The sequence below is a fragment of the Streptomyces sp. NPDC048353 genome (assembly GCF_055587165.1).
In genome coordinates this window covers 361,220-375,657 of sequence record NZ_JBVJGU010000005.1, presented here as the reverse complement: position 1 = coordinate 375,657, position 14,438 = coordinate 361,220, and the positions used below count along the sequence as shown (strand labels likewise).

The following is a 14,438-nucleotide window of genomic DNA, read 5'->3' as shown; positions in this document are numbered from 1 at the left end:
TTTCGCGAACCTCTCCGTGCACCTCTCCGCGCTCCCGGCGGTCCGCCCCGCCGCGGCCCGTACCCGCCCCGGCGGGGATTCCCTCGATGTGAGTGGATCTTGGAGGGGCCGTTAGGATTTCGGCCATGGCGGCCACTGGATCCGAGAAGCAGGGGGCGAGCGACGTGACGTCGTACTACGTCTCGACCCCCATCTACTACGTCAACGACGCTCCTCACCTGGGCCACGCCTACACGACCGTCGCAGGCGACGTGCTCACGCGCTGGCACCGTCAGCGTGGCGAGAAGGTGTGGTACCTCACCGGCACGGACGAGCACGGTCAGAAGATCATGCGCACGGCCGAGGCGAACGACGTCTCGCCCCAGGCCTGGTGCGACAAGCTCGTCGAGGAGGCGTGGAAGCCCCTCTGGGAGCACCTGAACATCGCGAACGACGACTTCATCCGGACGACGGAGAAGCGTCACACCGACCGCGTCCAGGAGTTCGTGCAGGACCTGTACGACAAGGGCGAGATCTACAAGGGCGGGTACGAAGGCCCGTACTGCGTGGGCTGTGAGGAGTACAAGCTCCCGGGCGACCTCATCGAGGCCGAGGACGGCACGAAGCTGTGCCCGATCCACAAGAAGCCGGTGGAGATCCTCAAGGAGGAGAACTACTTCTTCAAGCTGAGCGAGTACGGCCCGAAGCTCCTGGAGTTCTACGAGGCGAACCCGGGCTTCATCCAGCCGGAGTCCGCGCGCAACGAGGTCGTGAACTTCGTCAAGCAGGGGCTGCAGGACCTGTCGATCTCCCGGTCGACGTTCGACTGGGGCGTGCCGGTCCCGTGGGACGAGAAGCACGTCATCTACGTGTGGGTCGACGCGCTGCTGAACTACGCGACGGCCGTCGGCTACAACGAGAACCCGGAGAAGTTCGCGGAGACGTTCCCGGCCAACGTGCACCTGGTCGGCAAGGACATCCTCCGCTTCCACGCGGTGATCTGGCCCGCGATGCTGATGGCGCAGGGCCTGCCCGTGCCCGGCCGGGTCGCGGCGAACGGCTGGCTGATGGTCGGCGGCGAGAAGATGTCGAAGTCGAACCTGACCGGCATCAAGCCGCAGGACCTGACCTCGCACTTCGGCGTGGACGCGTACCGCTGGTACTTCCTGCGGGCGATCGCCTTCGGCAGCGACGGCTCGTTCTCCTGGGAGGACTTCACCGCCCGCTACACCTCCGAGCTGGCCAACGACTACGGCAACCTCGCCTCGCGCGTTGCGGCGATGGTCGGCAAGTACTTCGACGGCGCGCTGCCGGCGGCGACGGCCGACGGCGACGCGGAGACGGCGATCCACGAGGGCCTGGCCAAGGCGGTCGCGACGGCGGACCGGAAGATCGGCGAGGAGCTGGACTTCCAGGGCGGCATCCTGGCGATCTTCGACTTCGTGAAGCAGGTCAACGGCTACATCACGGAGCAGGAGCCCTGGAAGGTCGCGAAGGACGACTCGGAGGCGGGCCGCGCCCGCCTGGCGACGATCCTCTACACGGCGGCCGAGTCCCTGCGCGGCGTCGCGGTCCTCCTGAACCCGATCATGCCGGAGACCTCGCAGGCGCTCTGGGAGTCGCTGGGCGCGGAGGCCTCCCTAGGCGCCCTGCCCTCCCAGCCGGTCCAGGACGCGGGCACGTGGGGCGCGCTCCCGGCAGGCACGACGGTCACGAAGGGCGCGGTGCTCTTCCCGCGCCTGGAGGACCCGAAGAAGGCCTGAAGCCCCCCGCCCCCCGCCCCTCGTACGCCGACGCGCCCCGCCCCCGGAAAGACCGGGCGCGGGGCGCGTCGCGTGTGAGGTCGGCACTTTCGGCATCCTTTAGGAGGGGTTTTTGTGGCGACACCACGTCCCAGTGACAGCCGGCCCGAGCGGGAAGGCGCTGTGCTCGGACCGGACGGAGGCTTCGCGCGGACATGGCTGTCCGGCAAAAGGGTGGCCCCCTTCCCGGCAGGCAACCACCTGGACGCCGCCATGGTTCACCGCTTCGAAGCAGGGTGCCGGGCTGTGGGCACGCCGCACATGCTCGACGCCACGCCTGCGGCTGGTACTGCGCCTCCTGCGATTCTGTACACCCCGGACCTGCAAGGAGCCGTGCTGTTTCCCGCGCCGGGATACGCGCTGATGGCCGGGACCGAGGCGTTCCTGACCGCCGCGGTGCCCGAAGGAATCGATGCGGCGCGGGCTCGGTTCGGGCGCTACGCACGAGCCATGCAGGGGCGCTGGCCGTATCTCCAGACGATCGCCACCACCTACCCACCTGCGCACAGAGCGTGGTCGCGCCCCAGCGATGTCACACCGGGAACTGCTTCTGCCCGCCTTATGGCGCTGCTCAGCAGCTTCACCCAGGGAACATGCAGCGCAGGGGAGTTCGCTGACGGTTGGTGGGAAGCCCGGAGGGCCGCACATGCTCAGGGCGAACGGGCAATCGGGGACTTGGCCGATCTCCTCGATCAGGTGTTCGCGGTGCTCGAGGACTACACACCCGACCCTGAGCTCAGAGAGCCCGGCGACCTGACGGACAGCGAGCTGCGGGAGAGGATCCAGACCATCGTCCGGGACACGCAGCGAGGACCAGACGGAGGATGACTCCGTCCGCGTACACCCCGCTCCTCCCGAGCCGGTACGTCGACCCTGCCGTACGGGAGCCCCGACGCCGCCGCCCACATCGTCGCCGAACTCACGACGAACGCCGTCACCCACGGCCGCGTCCCCGGAAGGGACGCGGACTCCGGGCGCGGGCTGCTCCTTGTCGAGGCGCTCGCCGACCGGTGGGGGTGCGGTCTCGGGCCCGTCCCCCAGAAGACCGTACGGGCGGAACCCGACCTTCTGCCACCCCTGACCTGCGGAAACCACGCGGTCACCGGAGTCCGGGAACGCGGACTCCGGTGGCCCGGACTCCGGGGCGCCGGTCGGCCTCCCTGTAAAGAACGAGAGGGAAAGGAACGCACCCAACCCCACCCCTCCTCCCGCTCGGCGGCCTCTCACTCCCACGGGTGAAAAAGGCCAACTCGGCTGGCTTCGAGAGGGGTTGTTTGATCTACGCTCAGCGCGACACACCACACCTCACCGCTGACATGCGTCGGCCCCCGCCGGGACCGCTAATCCCGAGACGAGGGCCTGACCATCAAGGAAGAAGAAGACTTCCCGATGGATACCCAGAACACTAGCGTGCGCCCGCGCGCCCGGTCCCGTAACGACGGGAAAAACCACCCCACGGGGCGAGCCCGCAAGGCCCCGCGCGTGGGCGGCGTCATCCACGACAACGTCCGGCACACCACCCGCTTCACCGTGGTCGGCAACCACCTCAGCCAGCACGCCGAGCTGTCGCTGGTCGCCATCGGCCTGGCCGTCCACATCCAGTCCCTCCCGACCGGCGCCCAGGTCGACATCAACACCCTCGCCCGCCGCTTCCGCGAGGGAAAGGCCCGGATCGCCGACGGCCTGCGCGAGTTGGAGAGCCACGGTTACCTGCGGCGCACGCTGGAGCGCGGCGACGACGGCACGATCGTGACCCGTACGGTCTCCTGCAACCAGCCCGGCCGATCCGCCGCCGAGGACCCCCGGCCCCGGCCGCGACGGAACGCCGACGACCCGAAGCCGCGACCACGACGGAACGCCGAGGGCCCCAGGCCCCGGTCGCGACGGAGCGTCGAGGAGCCGGAGTCTCAACTCCCGCCCCGGCGGGCCGCCGACAAGCCGGCCCGGCGCCGCGCGCTGCCCGCCGTACCGCAGCCCGCGTACCCCGCGCCCGACCTCCTCCAGACCGCCCTGGGGGTCCTCTCCGGCCTCCGCCGCCAGGACCCCCGTCTTCTGCTCTCCGCGACGGACGCCGAGCACCTCGTCCCGGGCGTCGCCGCCTGGCTCGAACGCGACCTCACCCCCGAAGCCGTCGGGCACGCCCTGACCGCCGGCCTGCCACCGGAGCCGCTGTACCGCCCCGCGGCCCTCCTGGCCCACCGCCTCGTCGCCAAGCTCCCACCCTTACCGCCGTTCGCCACGCCGACTCCGTCCCCGAGACACCCCCTCCAGAACTGCGACCTCTGCGACCGGGCTTTCCGCGCCCCCCAACCCGGCACCTGCGCCGCCTGCACACCGCCGGAGCGGCCGCAGCCCCTGATGCCCCCTGGGGAACCCCGCCGAAACGGCTGAATGTTCGTTGCTCGCGGAAATGATCGCGTGACAGCATGCGTGGGTGGATGCGAACGGGGACGACATAGCGAGGCCGCAACGGGCGAACCACGAGAACCTTGTCCGCCTGTATGGGAATATCCCGTCTTTCAGGCATGTCCGCTTGCGCTCTATCAACCTCGACTGGCAGGGACCGAAAGTCACTCTCCGAGTGGACCTCTCAAGCTTTCCCGCAGCGACTCCTCCAGAATGGGAGGGCACGGATATCGACACCGTTCAGTGTCATCTCCAGTTCCTCGCGGTGGCGGATTTCGCGCTGGCGAGGTGGGAGCCCCCCGTCCACTCTGCTTCTTGCGACGTGTCGTCCCCAGACGAAGAGCGAAGGGTTCGAGTGCGCGTGACAGGTGTCGGTGTAGACCTCGGTTTCACCAGTAGCGCATCGGCACTGGTCGGACACGTGAGCGCGTTCAAAAAACAAGAGAACGGCATGGACGGCGGCCGTCACTTCTTCGCTCAAAAGCTTGACGGCCTGCGCCACGAAACCATCCCCGAGACCGATGAAAAGACCTTCTATGGGCGACTTTGAGTGGACAGCAGTCGTCGGATCGACGACGGAGATCTCGAACGCCTATGCATCCCCTCCTGATCTGAATGACTGCGATCTCTACTATGTGCAGATCGACGAGAGAGACACATCGGTGACGTTGGCGTTCGAGACTTCCACCCTGCCCTCGAACCCGCCCCTCGCCTGGACGAAAAGCGAGTTCAACACCGTCGAGTTCTTCGTAAAATTTACCGGCGTGACGGGACTCAAGGTCAGCGGCTGGGACTCCAGCGCTCGCGACGCGGCAGTCACCTTGCTCCCTTGCGGGGATGAGGGCCTCCGAGTGTCGGTCGAGGCGGCAGGGTCGCACCTGGAATTCATCGCGGCGGCGTCGCTCCTGACACGGGCACGCCCCTACCTCTCCGCTCGTGCGAGCGGTGGCGGCGCTGCGGAGCGCCGATGAGCCATCGTCGAGAAGGGGCGACGGAACGCTACGTCGTCGCGGGGCAAGCACGTTGGGATCCGACGGGTATCGGATCGACGATCTCGTCCGTGGAGGGGCCCTTGGGTGACGTCGCCGCGGTGTGGCTGTTCTGCGACCCGAGCCTGGAGGGTGACGCTTGGGCAACGGCCCTGCCCAGCATCCGCCGGAGGAACTTTTTCACATGGTCGGCAAAGCTGCGTCCGCCGGCCTGGCAGCCCCCGGGAGGAGACGACGAGCACACCCTCCTGTGGAGAGCGGGCAGCCGAGCGGCCACCCATCAGTTCCAGGGCCTTCCGTACGTCGAGTCCAGATACCAGGTTCTCTCGAACACAGAGCACACGGTGCGCGACTTCATCGACGGACTTGGCGCCCGAAGTTCTGGGTTCGCGTGTGCCCTGGGGGACAGCGGTGAACCGGACAGTACCTGGCTTCGATCGGCGCAGCTCATGGAGGCTCACTTCTCGCTCTCCAGGGACTTCGCGAACTCGATCGAGCTGGAATCACAGCGCCGTCGAATCGCCACCCTCTACGTGAAATTCTCCCTCGAGGCGGGACTCTTCCCCATCATCCCGCTCAACAAGCACCCCCACGGCGGGTTCGTCCTGTTCTGCCCTGTCGAGCATTACCCAGACGTACTTCGGCGCATGACAGGAGACACGATGGCGCTGGAAGGCGACCAGGCGACAACAGAGATCAACTCATTCCTCGAAGGGGGCGGAGATCTCTCCTATCTCTGAAGGGTTCCCTGAGACCGATAGACCGGTCGACACTGCGGCGAATCCCAAAGGCTCTGGATATGAACGACAGGGGTGACTACTCGCGCCTTCTTGACCTTATCCCTGCGCCTCGAAATCCCCGTCGGAAAAATTGGGTCGAGATCGAGCGCAACCTTGGGTTTGAGCTCCCCGCCGACTACAAGGAGCTCATCCGGGTGTACGGAGGAAGCAACTGGGATGACTATCTCTACGTCCTGGAACCCGGCTGCCCCAACGAGAACTACGACCTCATCGAATGGGCGCGCAATCAGGCTGAAGACCTCGAAGACCTGTGGGAGTTCGAGAAGAAGCCGGCGGAGCTGGAGGTGGAGGGGTCACGAGTTGTCCCCTGGGCGACCACGGACAACGGAGAATGCCTCTACTGGCTGGTCGGCCCGGGGTCGAACCGGATGAGTGGACAGTCATGGTGAACGAGGCACGCGGCGACCGATGGGAGCACTTCTCCGTGCCCTGCACGCAATTCCTTGCGTCCTCTCTCGACAGAGAACTGCGCTCGGCGATCCTCTCATCCTCGTTCCCCCTCGTTACACATGAGTTCCGCCGGCTCCGCGCCATTTGAGGGTCCCGGTGCTCCGCCCAACGGAAGGTCGCGCACCCGCCTGCGGGAAGGGCTCGGAATCCGAGTGGGTTTTGGGCCGCAAGCTACCTCAGATGAGAAATGATGGGGGCATCATCATGAGCGCAACACGAGAGAATGACGGGCCGGCGGCTCCTGACTGGCACCTCAAGCTTGAAGCGAGCGGCCTCACCGTATTGGGCAGATCCGTTCCAGCCGGTTTTCCCAGAGATCACGTCTGCCATCTACGCCGTGAACGGCATAGAGGTGGAGCCCATCGTGTCGATCAGCGATGAATTTCCGGACGCGAGGGCCGAGCTGGATCGCCAATGGGAATCTCAAGCAGCGAGCAAGCGGCTCGTCTCGGGCGACGGAGAATTCTACATCTTGGCCCCGGATGCCCGTGGGCACCAGATCGGGTGGATCCACGTGAGGGACGACATCGGGACGAATCTACCCTCGCGAATCGCATCCGGCACGGGCAATCCCGAATTCCTGACGGTATCGACGGACGGCCGCGTTCTGTGCGCCGTATCCTCCGAGGAATCTGAGAAGTGGATCGTGGTGCATGAATGTATTGGAGCAGGAACGTAGTGAAACACCAAACCCCTACGGGGGACAGCGGCTCACGACTGCGCGAGGCTCTCGGTCGAGAGGGTTTTGAAGAGAAGGAAGGAGGAGTACCGGACGGAGCACCGGACGCCAAAAGGGCACTTCTTGCCGTTTCGGGCGCCGATGTGCAACCAGCGGTGACGATCCTCCATAAGGATCCGAACATAAGGGCTCGAGTGGACGCTTCTTGGCACGAAGAAGCGGAGCGGCTGCGGATCTGCGATCAGAAGCGAGAGTTCCTGCTCCTCGCCACCTACCCGGGAACCTTGGCCAGGGGGTGGATCAGAGTAAGAGACGCGATCGGCACTCATGTCCCCTCTCGTATCGCCGCCGCAACAGGACACCGTGGTTTCATCGCGGTTTCCTTGGACGGACACTCTCTGTGCGCCGTCTCGGTCGAGGAGTACGAGGACTGGATTGTGACCCACTCCTTCGAGGATGCGCGTCCTGGGCATGGTTGAAAGCTGGAGAACGAGGATCCGTCCCTGCTCGGGCCCCCGGGCCCCGTCAGCCCACCCAGTCCTTCAGGGGCTCCGTGTCCAGTTCCATCCCCACCGGTTCCGGCAGCGGGACCGTCTTCCCGAAGGGGACCGTCGCACAGTCGCGTCAGCCACTCGATGATCCGCCCGTGGTCGCCGTCCGGGAGTGCCTTCTCCTGGATCCTGCCGTCGAGGAACTCCAGGCGCAGCGATTCGTTCACACGTTCGCCAAGGCGGGCGAGTTCCTCGAACCCCTCCTGCGTCAGGGCGCTCACGGCCGGCTCCTCTGGATCACAGTCGCCATGGCGGCAGCGTGGCATATGCCAAAGGCCCGGGATCCGAAGATCCCGGGCCTTCACTCGTCCGTGCGAACGCGGCCGGTGGTTACCGCCCCGCGTCCGGGTGGACCGCGTTCGTGATCGGGCGGTCGTCGACGAGCTTCTTCTCGACCGGCTTGCGGAGCTGGATGTTCAGCTCGCGCAGGCGGGACTCGTCCAGCTCCGTCGGGGCGCCCATCAGGAGGTCCTGGGCGTTGCCGTTCAGCGGGAAGGCGATCGTCTCGCGGATGTTCGGCTCGTCGGCCAGGAGCATCACGATGCGGTCCACGCCCGGGGCGATGCCGCCGTGCGGCGGGGCGCCGTACTCGAAGGCGCGGAGCATGCCCGCGAACTCCTGCTCGACCGTCTCGCGGGAGTAGCCCGCGATCTCGAAGGCCTTGAACATGATCTCAGGCTCGTGGTTCCGGATCGCGCCCGAGGAGAGCTCGATGCCGTTGCAGACGATGTCGTACTGCCAGCCGAGGACGTCCAGCGGGTCCTGGGTCTCCAGGGCCTCGAGGCCACCTTGCGGCATCGAGAACGGGTTGTGCGAGAAGTCGATCTTGCCGGTCTCCTCGTCCCGCTCGTACATCGGGAAGTCCACGATCCACGCGAAGCGGAAGACGTTCTCCTCGAACTGGCCGGCGCGCTTCGCGGCCTCGACCCGGACCGGGCCCATGATCTTGGAGACCTCGTCGAACTCGCCCGCGCCGAAGAAGATCGCGTGGCCCGGCTCCAGGCCGAGGCGCTCGGTGAGGACCTTGACGTTCTCCTCGGTGAGGAACTTGGCGATCGGGCCCGTCAGGGCGTTGCCCTCGCCGACGCGGACCCAGGCCAGGCCCTTCGCGCCGAGGGAGACCGCGAAGTCGCCGAGGCCGTCGAAGAACTTGCGCGGCTGGTCGCCCGTGTCCGGCACCGCGAGCGCCCGCACGTGCTTGCCCGCGAAGGCCTTGAACTCCGAGCCCTCGAAGACGTCGGAGATGTCGACGAGTTCGAGGGAGGTCCGCAGGTCCGGCTTGTCGTTGCCGTACTTGAGCATCGACTCGCGGAACGGGATCCGCGGGAAGGGGGAGGTGACGTGGCGGCCGCCGCCGAACTCCTCGAAGATCTCCGTCATGAGCTTCTCGATCGGCTGGAAGACGTCCTCCTGCTCGACGAAGCTCATCTCGACGTCGAGCTGGTAGAACTCGCCCGGCGAGCGGTCCGCGCGGGCGTCCTCGTCGCGGAAGCACGGCGCGATCTGGAAGTAGCGGTCGAAGCCGGAGATCATCAGCAGCTGCTTGAACTGCTGCGGCGCCTGCGGCAGGGCGTAGAACTTGCCCGGGTTCAGGCGGGACGGGACGACGAAGTCGCGGGCGCCCTCGGGGGAGGTCGCGGCCAGGATCGGGGTCGCCATCTCGTTGAAGCCGAGGGCCACCATCTTGGAGCGGATGGCGGCGATGACGGCCGAGCGCAGCATGATGTTGCGGTGCATGCGCTCGCGGCGCAGGTCGAGGAAGCGGTACTCCAGGCGCCGCTCCTCGTTCACGCCGTCGTCGGCGTTGATGGTGAAGGGGATCTGCTTGGCGGCGCCCAGGACCTCGACCGTGGCGGCCTCGATCTCGATCTCGCCGGTGGCGAGCTCCGGGTTGACGTTGTCGGCGCCGCGCGAGACGACCTTGCCGTCCACACGGACGACGGTCTCCTTGGTCAGCTTGTCGAGGGTCTCGGCGGCGGCGGTGCCGGGACGGGCGACGAGCTGCGTGATGCCGTAGTGGTCGCGCAGATCGATGAAGAGGATGCCGCCCAGGTCGCGCCGATTGTGCAGCCAGCCGCTCAGCCGGACGTCGGTGCCGACGTCAGAGGCGCGGAGCTCGCCGCAGGTGTGGGACCTGTACCGATGCATCGTCGTTCATCCAGTCTTCGAAATCGGTGGGGAGCCCGGACGTGTCCAGGCCCGTCAAGGGTACCGGGCCACCCAAGATCGCTTTTCGAATACTCTCGGTGGCGACTTGCCGTCCGATATTCATAAAGTAGGGCAATGCGCACCGAGGACGTCCTGGCCGCGATCGCGACCGGCCTGTGGCGCTGGGACAACGCGTCCGGGACCGTCACGCTCGACGCCGAGGCGGCCCGGCTCCTCGGCCTGCCCGCCGAGGCCGCCCAGCTCACCGAGGCGGCCGTACGCTCCCGCTTCCACCCCGTGGACTGGAACGAGATCGACGGGGTCGTCAACCTGGCCGTGGCGGAGGGCACCCTCGCCGAGGCCCGGCTGCGGATCATGGACGAGCACGGCCGGGTGATCCGTACCGTACGGAGCCGGTCCAAGCCGCTCGTCGAGGGCGACGACTACCAGCTCGTCGGCACCCTCCAGGAGGTCGCCGAGCCGCAGCCCGGCACCGCCGCCCGCACGCCCGTGACCGGCGACTGGCGCCGCTCCCGCGAGGCGTTCCTGCTCGACGCCGGGCGGGCGCTCGCCGAGGCCCGGTCGACCTCCGAGGTGTTGCGGGTCGCCGCCTCCCTCTCGATGCCGGGCTTCTCGCCCGACGGGCTCGCCGTCTTCGGGGTGGCGGGCGACCGGCTGACGATCATCGGCCACCACGGGCACCACGCCGGTGACGAGGGCCCCTTCAGCTCCATGTCGCTGGACACCGACTACCCGGCGGCCGAGGTCGCCAGGACCGGACGGGCGATCTACCTCCCGACACCGGAGGAGTACCTGCGGCGCTTCCCGGTGACCTGGCCGCTGGCGCAACGATTCGGCAGGCAGTCCTGGGCCTACCTCCCGCTGATCGTGGCCGGCCGCACCATGGGCGCCTGGATGGCCGCCTTCAAGCACCCCGTCGCCTTCACCCCCGACGAGCGCTCCGTCCTCACCACCGTCGCCCGCATGCTCGCCCAGGCCCTCGCCCGGGCCGGCGTCGCCGAGTCCGAACGCGAGCTGTCGCTCGGCCTCCAGCGCACGATGATGCCCGTCCTCGGCCCCGGCATCCCCGGCCTCCAGGTCGCGGCCCGTTACGTCCCCACCGGCGGCGGGCTCCAGGTCGGCGGCGACTGGTACGACATGATCCCGCTCCCCGGCGGCGGCCCCGGCTCCGGGCGCATCGCCCTCGTCATCGGCGACGTCCAGGGCCACGACGTCCGCGCCGCCGGGCTGATGGGGCAGCTGCGGATCGCCTTGCGCGCGTACGCCTCCGAGGGCCACCGGCCCGACGCCGTGCTCTCCCGCGCCTCCCGCTTCCTCTACGGCATCACCAACGGGGACGGCGGCGCGGGCGTCGGGGCCAACGGCGACGACCGCCCGCGCGGAGCCGGCGGCGGCGCCCGGGTCGGGGCCGGCATCGGGATCGCAGCCGGGTCCGGGGCCGGGACGGACGGTGCCGGGAGCGCCGCCGGTGGCGCGGCCGGCGGCGACGGGGAGGACGGGGGCGGGCTCCGCTTCGCCACCTGCCTCTACCTGGAGATCGACCCGGCCACCGGGATCGTCGACATCGCCCGGGCCGGCCATCCCGATCCGGCGGTCCTGATGGCCGACGGAACGGTCCTGCTGCGGCCCACCGCCGGCGGGCTGCCCCTGGGCATCGACCCCGACACCGACTACCCCACGACCCGGTTCACCCTGGAGCCCGGCGAGACCCTGATGATGTGCACCGACGGCCTCCTGGAGACCGGCGGCCACGACCTCGACAGCGGCTGGGAACGCGTCCGTACGCTCCTCGAACGGCACGACGGCGAGTCCCTGGAGGAGCTCGCCGACGAGCTCGTCCAGGCCGTCCACGGCCCCGGCTCCCACCACACCACCGGGCCGCTCGCCGACCGCCGCGAGGACGACATCGCGCTGCTGCTCCTCTCCCGCCAGGGCGGTGCCGTCCGCGAGGCCCCGCGCCGCACGATGATGACCGTGGCGCAGGCCGAGCCGGAACGCATCGCCGCCGCCCGCCGGCATCTGCGGCAGCTGCTGCACGACTGGTCGGACGCGGACCAGGTCGACTCGGCGGTCCTGATGGTCTCGGAGATGGTCACCAACGTCCTCATCCACACGGACGGCGACGCGCTCCTGGTCGCCGAGGTCACCTGCGACGAGAAGTCGCGCCGCCTGCGGGTGGAGGTCGCCGACTCCAGCGACGAACTCCCGCACAAGCGGCACCCGGGGGAGATGGCCTCCTCGGGGCGCGGTCTGGTGCTGATGGAGATGCTGGCGCACGCCTGGGGCGTGGACCCGCGCGGCGAAGGCAAGTCGATCTGGTTCGAGCTGAACGAGCCGCCGTCGGACGAGGGCGGCTGCCGCTAGGGACGGCGGCCTCCCGACCGTACGAGTACGGGGCAGGGCACGGCGTACGGTGCGGGGCGCGGCGTACGGGACACGGCACGGCGTACGGGAACGGCGTACGCGGCGAGTGGCCGCGCGGGGCGGGGCCGGGCGGAGGAGACTGGGAGCGTACGGCCGCCGGGGGGACCACGGAGCACGCCATGGACACCCACAAGGTCGGGAGCGACACCACCGTCCTGGCCGACAGCCTCGAAGTGCCGGGGATCGGCCACATCCCCGTCAACGCCTTCGTCCTCACCGCCGAGGAGCCGGTCGTCGTCGACACCGGGCTCTCCCTCTCCGACCGGGACTTCGTCGGCGCGGTCGGCTCGGTCGTCGACCCCGCCGATCTCCGCTGGATCTGGCTCACCCACCCCGACCGCGACCACACGGGCGGCATCTTCGACCTGCTCGTCGCCGCGCCCGGGGCACGGGTGGTGACCACCTTCATCGGCGCGGGGATCATGACCACCGAGCGGCCGCTGCCCCCGGACCGGGTCTACTTCCTCAACCCGGGCCAGTCGCTGGACGTCGGCGACCGTTCGCTGCACGCCTTCCGGCCGCCGCTCTTCGACAACCCGGCCACCGTCGGCTTCTACGACGACAGGACCCGGATCTGCTTCAGCTCGGACTGCTTCGGCGGGCCGATGCCCACCGCCGAGCTGGCGGAGAGCGGGCACGCCGGCGATCTGAAGCCGGAGGAGCTGCGGGCCGCCCAACTGCTCTGGGCGACCGTGGACAGTCCGTGGGTGCACATCGTTGACGCGGCGAAGTACCGGGCGACGATCGATCCCCTGCGCGCGATGAACCCGGACATCGTGCTCAGTACGCATCTGCCGCCGGCCGTCCGGATGATCGACGCGCTCCTCGCCACAATCGGGATGGCACCGGACTCCGACCCCTTCGTCGGGCCCGACCAGGCAGCGCTGGAACAGATGCTGGCCGGCTTCGAGCCGGGCGGGATGCCGGCCGCCACCTGACCCGCGGGGTCCCGGGCGGGGGCCGGACAGGTCTCAGGCGGGGTCCGCTTCCGAGGGTGGCGCGGTCCGCCGGTCTCCGTACCGGCCGCGCAGTTCGCCGACCACGCCGAACGCGGCGGCCGTCAGCGGGACCGCGAGCAGCATGCCGAGGATGCCGGCGACGGACGCCCCGGCCGTGATGGCGAGCATCACCACGGCCGGGTGCATCTGGACGGTACGGCTCTGGATCACCGGCTGGAGGACGTGTCCTTCGAGGACCTGGACGGCCAGGACGACCCCGAGCGCCCACAGCGCGATGACGACGCCCCGGTCGGCGAGGGCGACGAGGACGGCGACCGCGCCGGAGATGAAGGCACCGAGGTACGGGATGTAGGCGCCGACGAAGACGAGCGCGCCGAGGCCGACGGCTCCGGGGACGCGGAGCACGAGGAGCCCGATGGTGATGACCACGGCGTCGATCAGGGCGATGAAGGTGGTGCCGCGCATGAAACCCTCGACGGCCTCGAAGGCGCGGCGGCCGATCGCCTCGACGGTGTCGCCGGTGGCCTGCGGGGCGAGGGAGCGCAGGGCGCCGACCGCCTTGTCGGAGTCCCGCAGGAAGAAGAAGACGAGGAGGAGCGCGAGGACGGCGATGGCGATCATCTCGCCGACGACGCTCAGCCCGCTGATCACCCCGGAGGCGGCGGTGCCGCCGAACTTCCGCAGCAGCTCCCGGGCGTTCACGGCGAGGTCGTCCAGGGAGGTCCCGGCGGCGCCGAGGTGGCGGGTCAGGTCGGTGGCGGCCTGGCGCAGCGAGGCGACGATCTGGTCGCCGGTCTCGATGAGGGCGCTGACGACGATGTAGACGGCGCCGCCGACGACCGCGACGACGGCGACGCAGGTGAGCGCGGCGGCGAGGGACCTGCGCACCTTCATGCGCAGCAGCCGCCGGTAGAGCGGGCCGAGGAGCGCGGTGCCGAGGAGGGCGAGCAGGACGGGTGTGACGGCGGTCTTGAACACGACGCACAGCCACACCCCGACCGCGGCGACCCCGGTCAGCAGCAGGACGACGACGCACCAGGCGGCGACCCGCCGGGCCGCCTCGGGGAGGAGCGGCCGGTGCGCGGACGGCGGGGGCTCCGGCGGATGCGGCGACGGTTCGGACGGTTGCGGCACGCCCCCCAGCCGATCACGCCAGGACGGACGCCGCCCCGCGGAACGGGCCGCGCGGGTGACGCCTCGTCAGACCGAGAGGCCTGGAGGCGCGCGGAG

13 protein-coding genes and 1 pseudogene are annotated in these 14,438 nt (G+C 69.0%); 11 read left to right on the top strand and 3 right to left on the bottom strand.

The window, feature by feature from the left end:
• The first annotated feature begins 125 nt into the window (after positions 1–125).
• The 9 genes and pseudogenes from metG (at position 126) to ACZ6RC_RS20315 (ending at position 7,105) form a co-directional block, all read left to right on the top strand.
• A complete protein-coding gene (gene metG / locus ACZ6RC_RS20355; protein WP_469585066.1) occupies positions 126–1,742 on the top strand; it encodes a methionine--tRNA ligase in 1,617 nt (538 codons plus the stop codon).
• 114 nt (positions 1,743–1,856) lie between these two features.
• On the top strand, positions 1,857–2,609 hold the full coding sequence (locus ACZ6RC_RS20350) for a colicin immunity domain-containing protein (RefSeq protein WP_469585063.1): 753 nt from the start codon (positions 1,857–1,859) through the stop codon (positions 2,607–2,609).
• Between the two features lie 561 nt (positions 2,610–3,170).
• The gene (locus ACZ6RC_RS20345) at positions 3,171–4,172 is read left to right on the top strand and encodes a helix-turn-helix domain-containing protein (RefSeq protein WP_469585060.1); all 1,002 of its coding nucleotides are present in this window, start codon (positions 3,171–3,173) and stop codon (positions 4,170–4,172) included.
• 43 nt (positions 4,173–4,215) lie between these two features.
• Positions 4,216–4,545: pseudogene (locus ACZ6RC_RS20340) on the top strand (Imm50 family immunity protein); the annotation flags it as partial.
• 3 nt (positions 4,546–4,548) lie between these two features.
• Positions 4,549–4,737, top strand: coding sequence for a hypothetical protein (locus tag ACZ6RC_RS20335; RefSeq protein ID WP_469585779.1), 189 nt, complete (start codon positions 4,549–4,551; stop codon positions 4,735–4,737).
• Positions 4,724–5,158, top strand: coding sequence for an Imm50 family immunity protein (locus ACZ6RC_RS20330; RefSeq protein ID WP_469585057.1), 435 nt, complete (start codon positions 4,724–4,726; stop codon positions 5,156–5,158). The genes ACZ6RC_RS20335 and ACZ6RC_RS20330 overlap by 14 nt, the downstream gene beginning before the upstream one ends.
• 101 nt (positions 5,159–5,259) lie before the next feature.
• Entirely contained in the window at positions 5,260–5,916 is a 657-nt protein-coding gene (locus tag ACZ6RC_RS20325) for a hypothetical protein (protein WP_469585054.1), read from the top strand.
• Positions 5,917–5,975: 59 nt separating this feature from the next.
• Positions 5,976–6,365: an SMI1/KNR4 family protein gene (locus ACZ6RC_RS20320; RefSeq protein WP_469585051.1), complete on the top strand. Its 390-nt coding sequence runs from the start codon at positions 5,976–5,978 to the stop codon at positions 6,363–6,365.
• 398 nt (positions 6,366–6,763) lie between these two features.
• Positions 6,764–7,105 (top strand): hypothetical protein, encoded by a 342-nt coding sequence (locus ACZ6RC_RS20315; protein ID WP_469585049.1) that lies wholly within the window; start codon positions 6,764–6,766, stop codon positions 7,103–7,105.
• A 325-nt stretch (positions 7,106–7,430) separates the two neighbouring features.
• Here ACZ6RC_RS20315 and ACZ6RC_RS20310 read toward each other — a convergent pair whose 3' ends face one another.
• Positions 7,431–7,877 carry a hypothetical protein gene (locus tag ACZ6RC_RS20310; RefSeq protein ID WP_469585046.1) on the bottom strand — a complete coding sequence of 149 codons (447 nt, stop codon included), beginning with the start codon at positions 7,875–7,877 and terminating at the stop codon, positions 7,431–7,433.
• A gap of 109 nt (positions 7,878–7,986) precedes the next feature.
• On the bottom strand, positions 7,987–9,804 hold the full coding sequence (aspS, locus tag ACZ6RC_RS20305) for an aspartate--tRNA ligase (RefSeq protein WP_469585043.1): 1,818 nt from the start codon (positions 9,802–9,804) through the stop codon (positions 7,987–7,989).
• A 135-nt stretch (positions 9,805–9,939) separates the two neighbouring features.
• Here aspS and ACZ6RC_RS20300 point away from each other — a divergent pair, with 135 nt between their 5' ends.
• On the top strand, positions 9,940–12,189 hold the full coding sequence (locus ACZ6RC_RS20300; RefSeq protein WP_469585040.1) for an ATP-binding SpoIIE family protein phosphatase: 2,250 nt from the start codon (positions 9,940–9,942) through the stop codon (positions 12,187–12,189).
• A gap of 179 nt (positions 12,190–12,368) precedes the next feature.
• Positions 12,369–13,187 (top strand): MBL fold metallo-hydrolase, encoded by an 819-nt coding sequence (locus ACZ6RC_RS20295; protein WP_453615907.1) that lies wholly within the window; start codon positions 12,369–12,371, stop codon positions 13,185–13,187.
• 33 nt (positions 13,188–13,220) lie between these two features.
• On the opposite strand, the gene ACZ6RC_RS20290 is transcribed toward ACZ6RC_RS20295, so the two are convergent.
• Positions 13,221–14,231, bottom strand: a complete 1,011-nt coding sequence (locus ACZ6RC_RS20290; RefSeq protein ID WP_469585751.1) for an AI-2E family transporter — start codon at positions 14,229–14,231, stop codon at positions 13,221–13,223.
• Positions 14,232–14,438: the final 207 nt, after the last annotated feature.

Bases quoted from the DNA above. Each gene is read 5' to 3' on its own strand.
- ACZ6RC_RS20300 (WP_469585040.1), top strand. From the start codon at position 9,940: ATGCGCACCGAGGACGTCCTGGCCGCGATCGCGACCGGCCTGTGGCGC.
- metG (WP_469585066.1), top strand. From the start codon at position 126: ATGGCGGCCACTGGATCCGAGAAGCAGGGGGCGAGCGACGTGACGTCG.
- aspS (WP_469585043.1), bottom strand. From the start codon at position 9,804: ATGCATCGGTACAGGTCCCACACCTGCGGCGAGCTCCGCGCCTCTGAC.
- ACZ6RC_RS20330 (WP_469585057.1), top strand. From the start codon at position 4,724: ATGGGCGACTTTGAGTGGACAGCAGTCGTCGGATCGACGACGGAGATC.
- ACZ6RC_RS20320 (WP_469585051.1), top strand. From the start codon at position 5,976: ATGAACGACAGGGGTGACTACTCGCGCCTTCTTGACCTTATCCCTGCG.
- ACZ6RC_RS20295 (WP_453615907.1), top strand. From the start codon at position 12,369: ATGGACACCCACAAGGTCGGGAGCGACACCACCGTCCTGGCCGACAGC.
- ACZ6RC_RS20345 (WP_469585060.1), top strand. From the start codon at position 3,171: ATGGATACCCAGAACACTAGCGTGCGCCCGCGCGCCCGGTCCCGTAAC.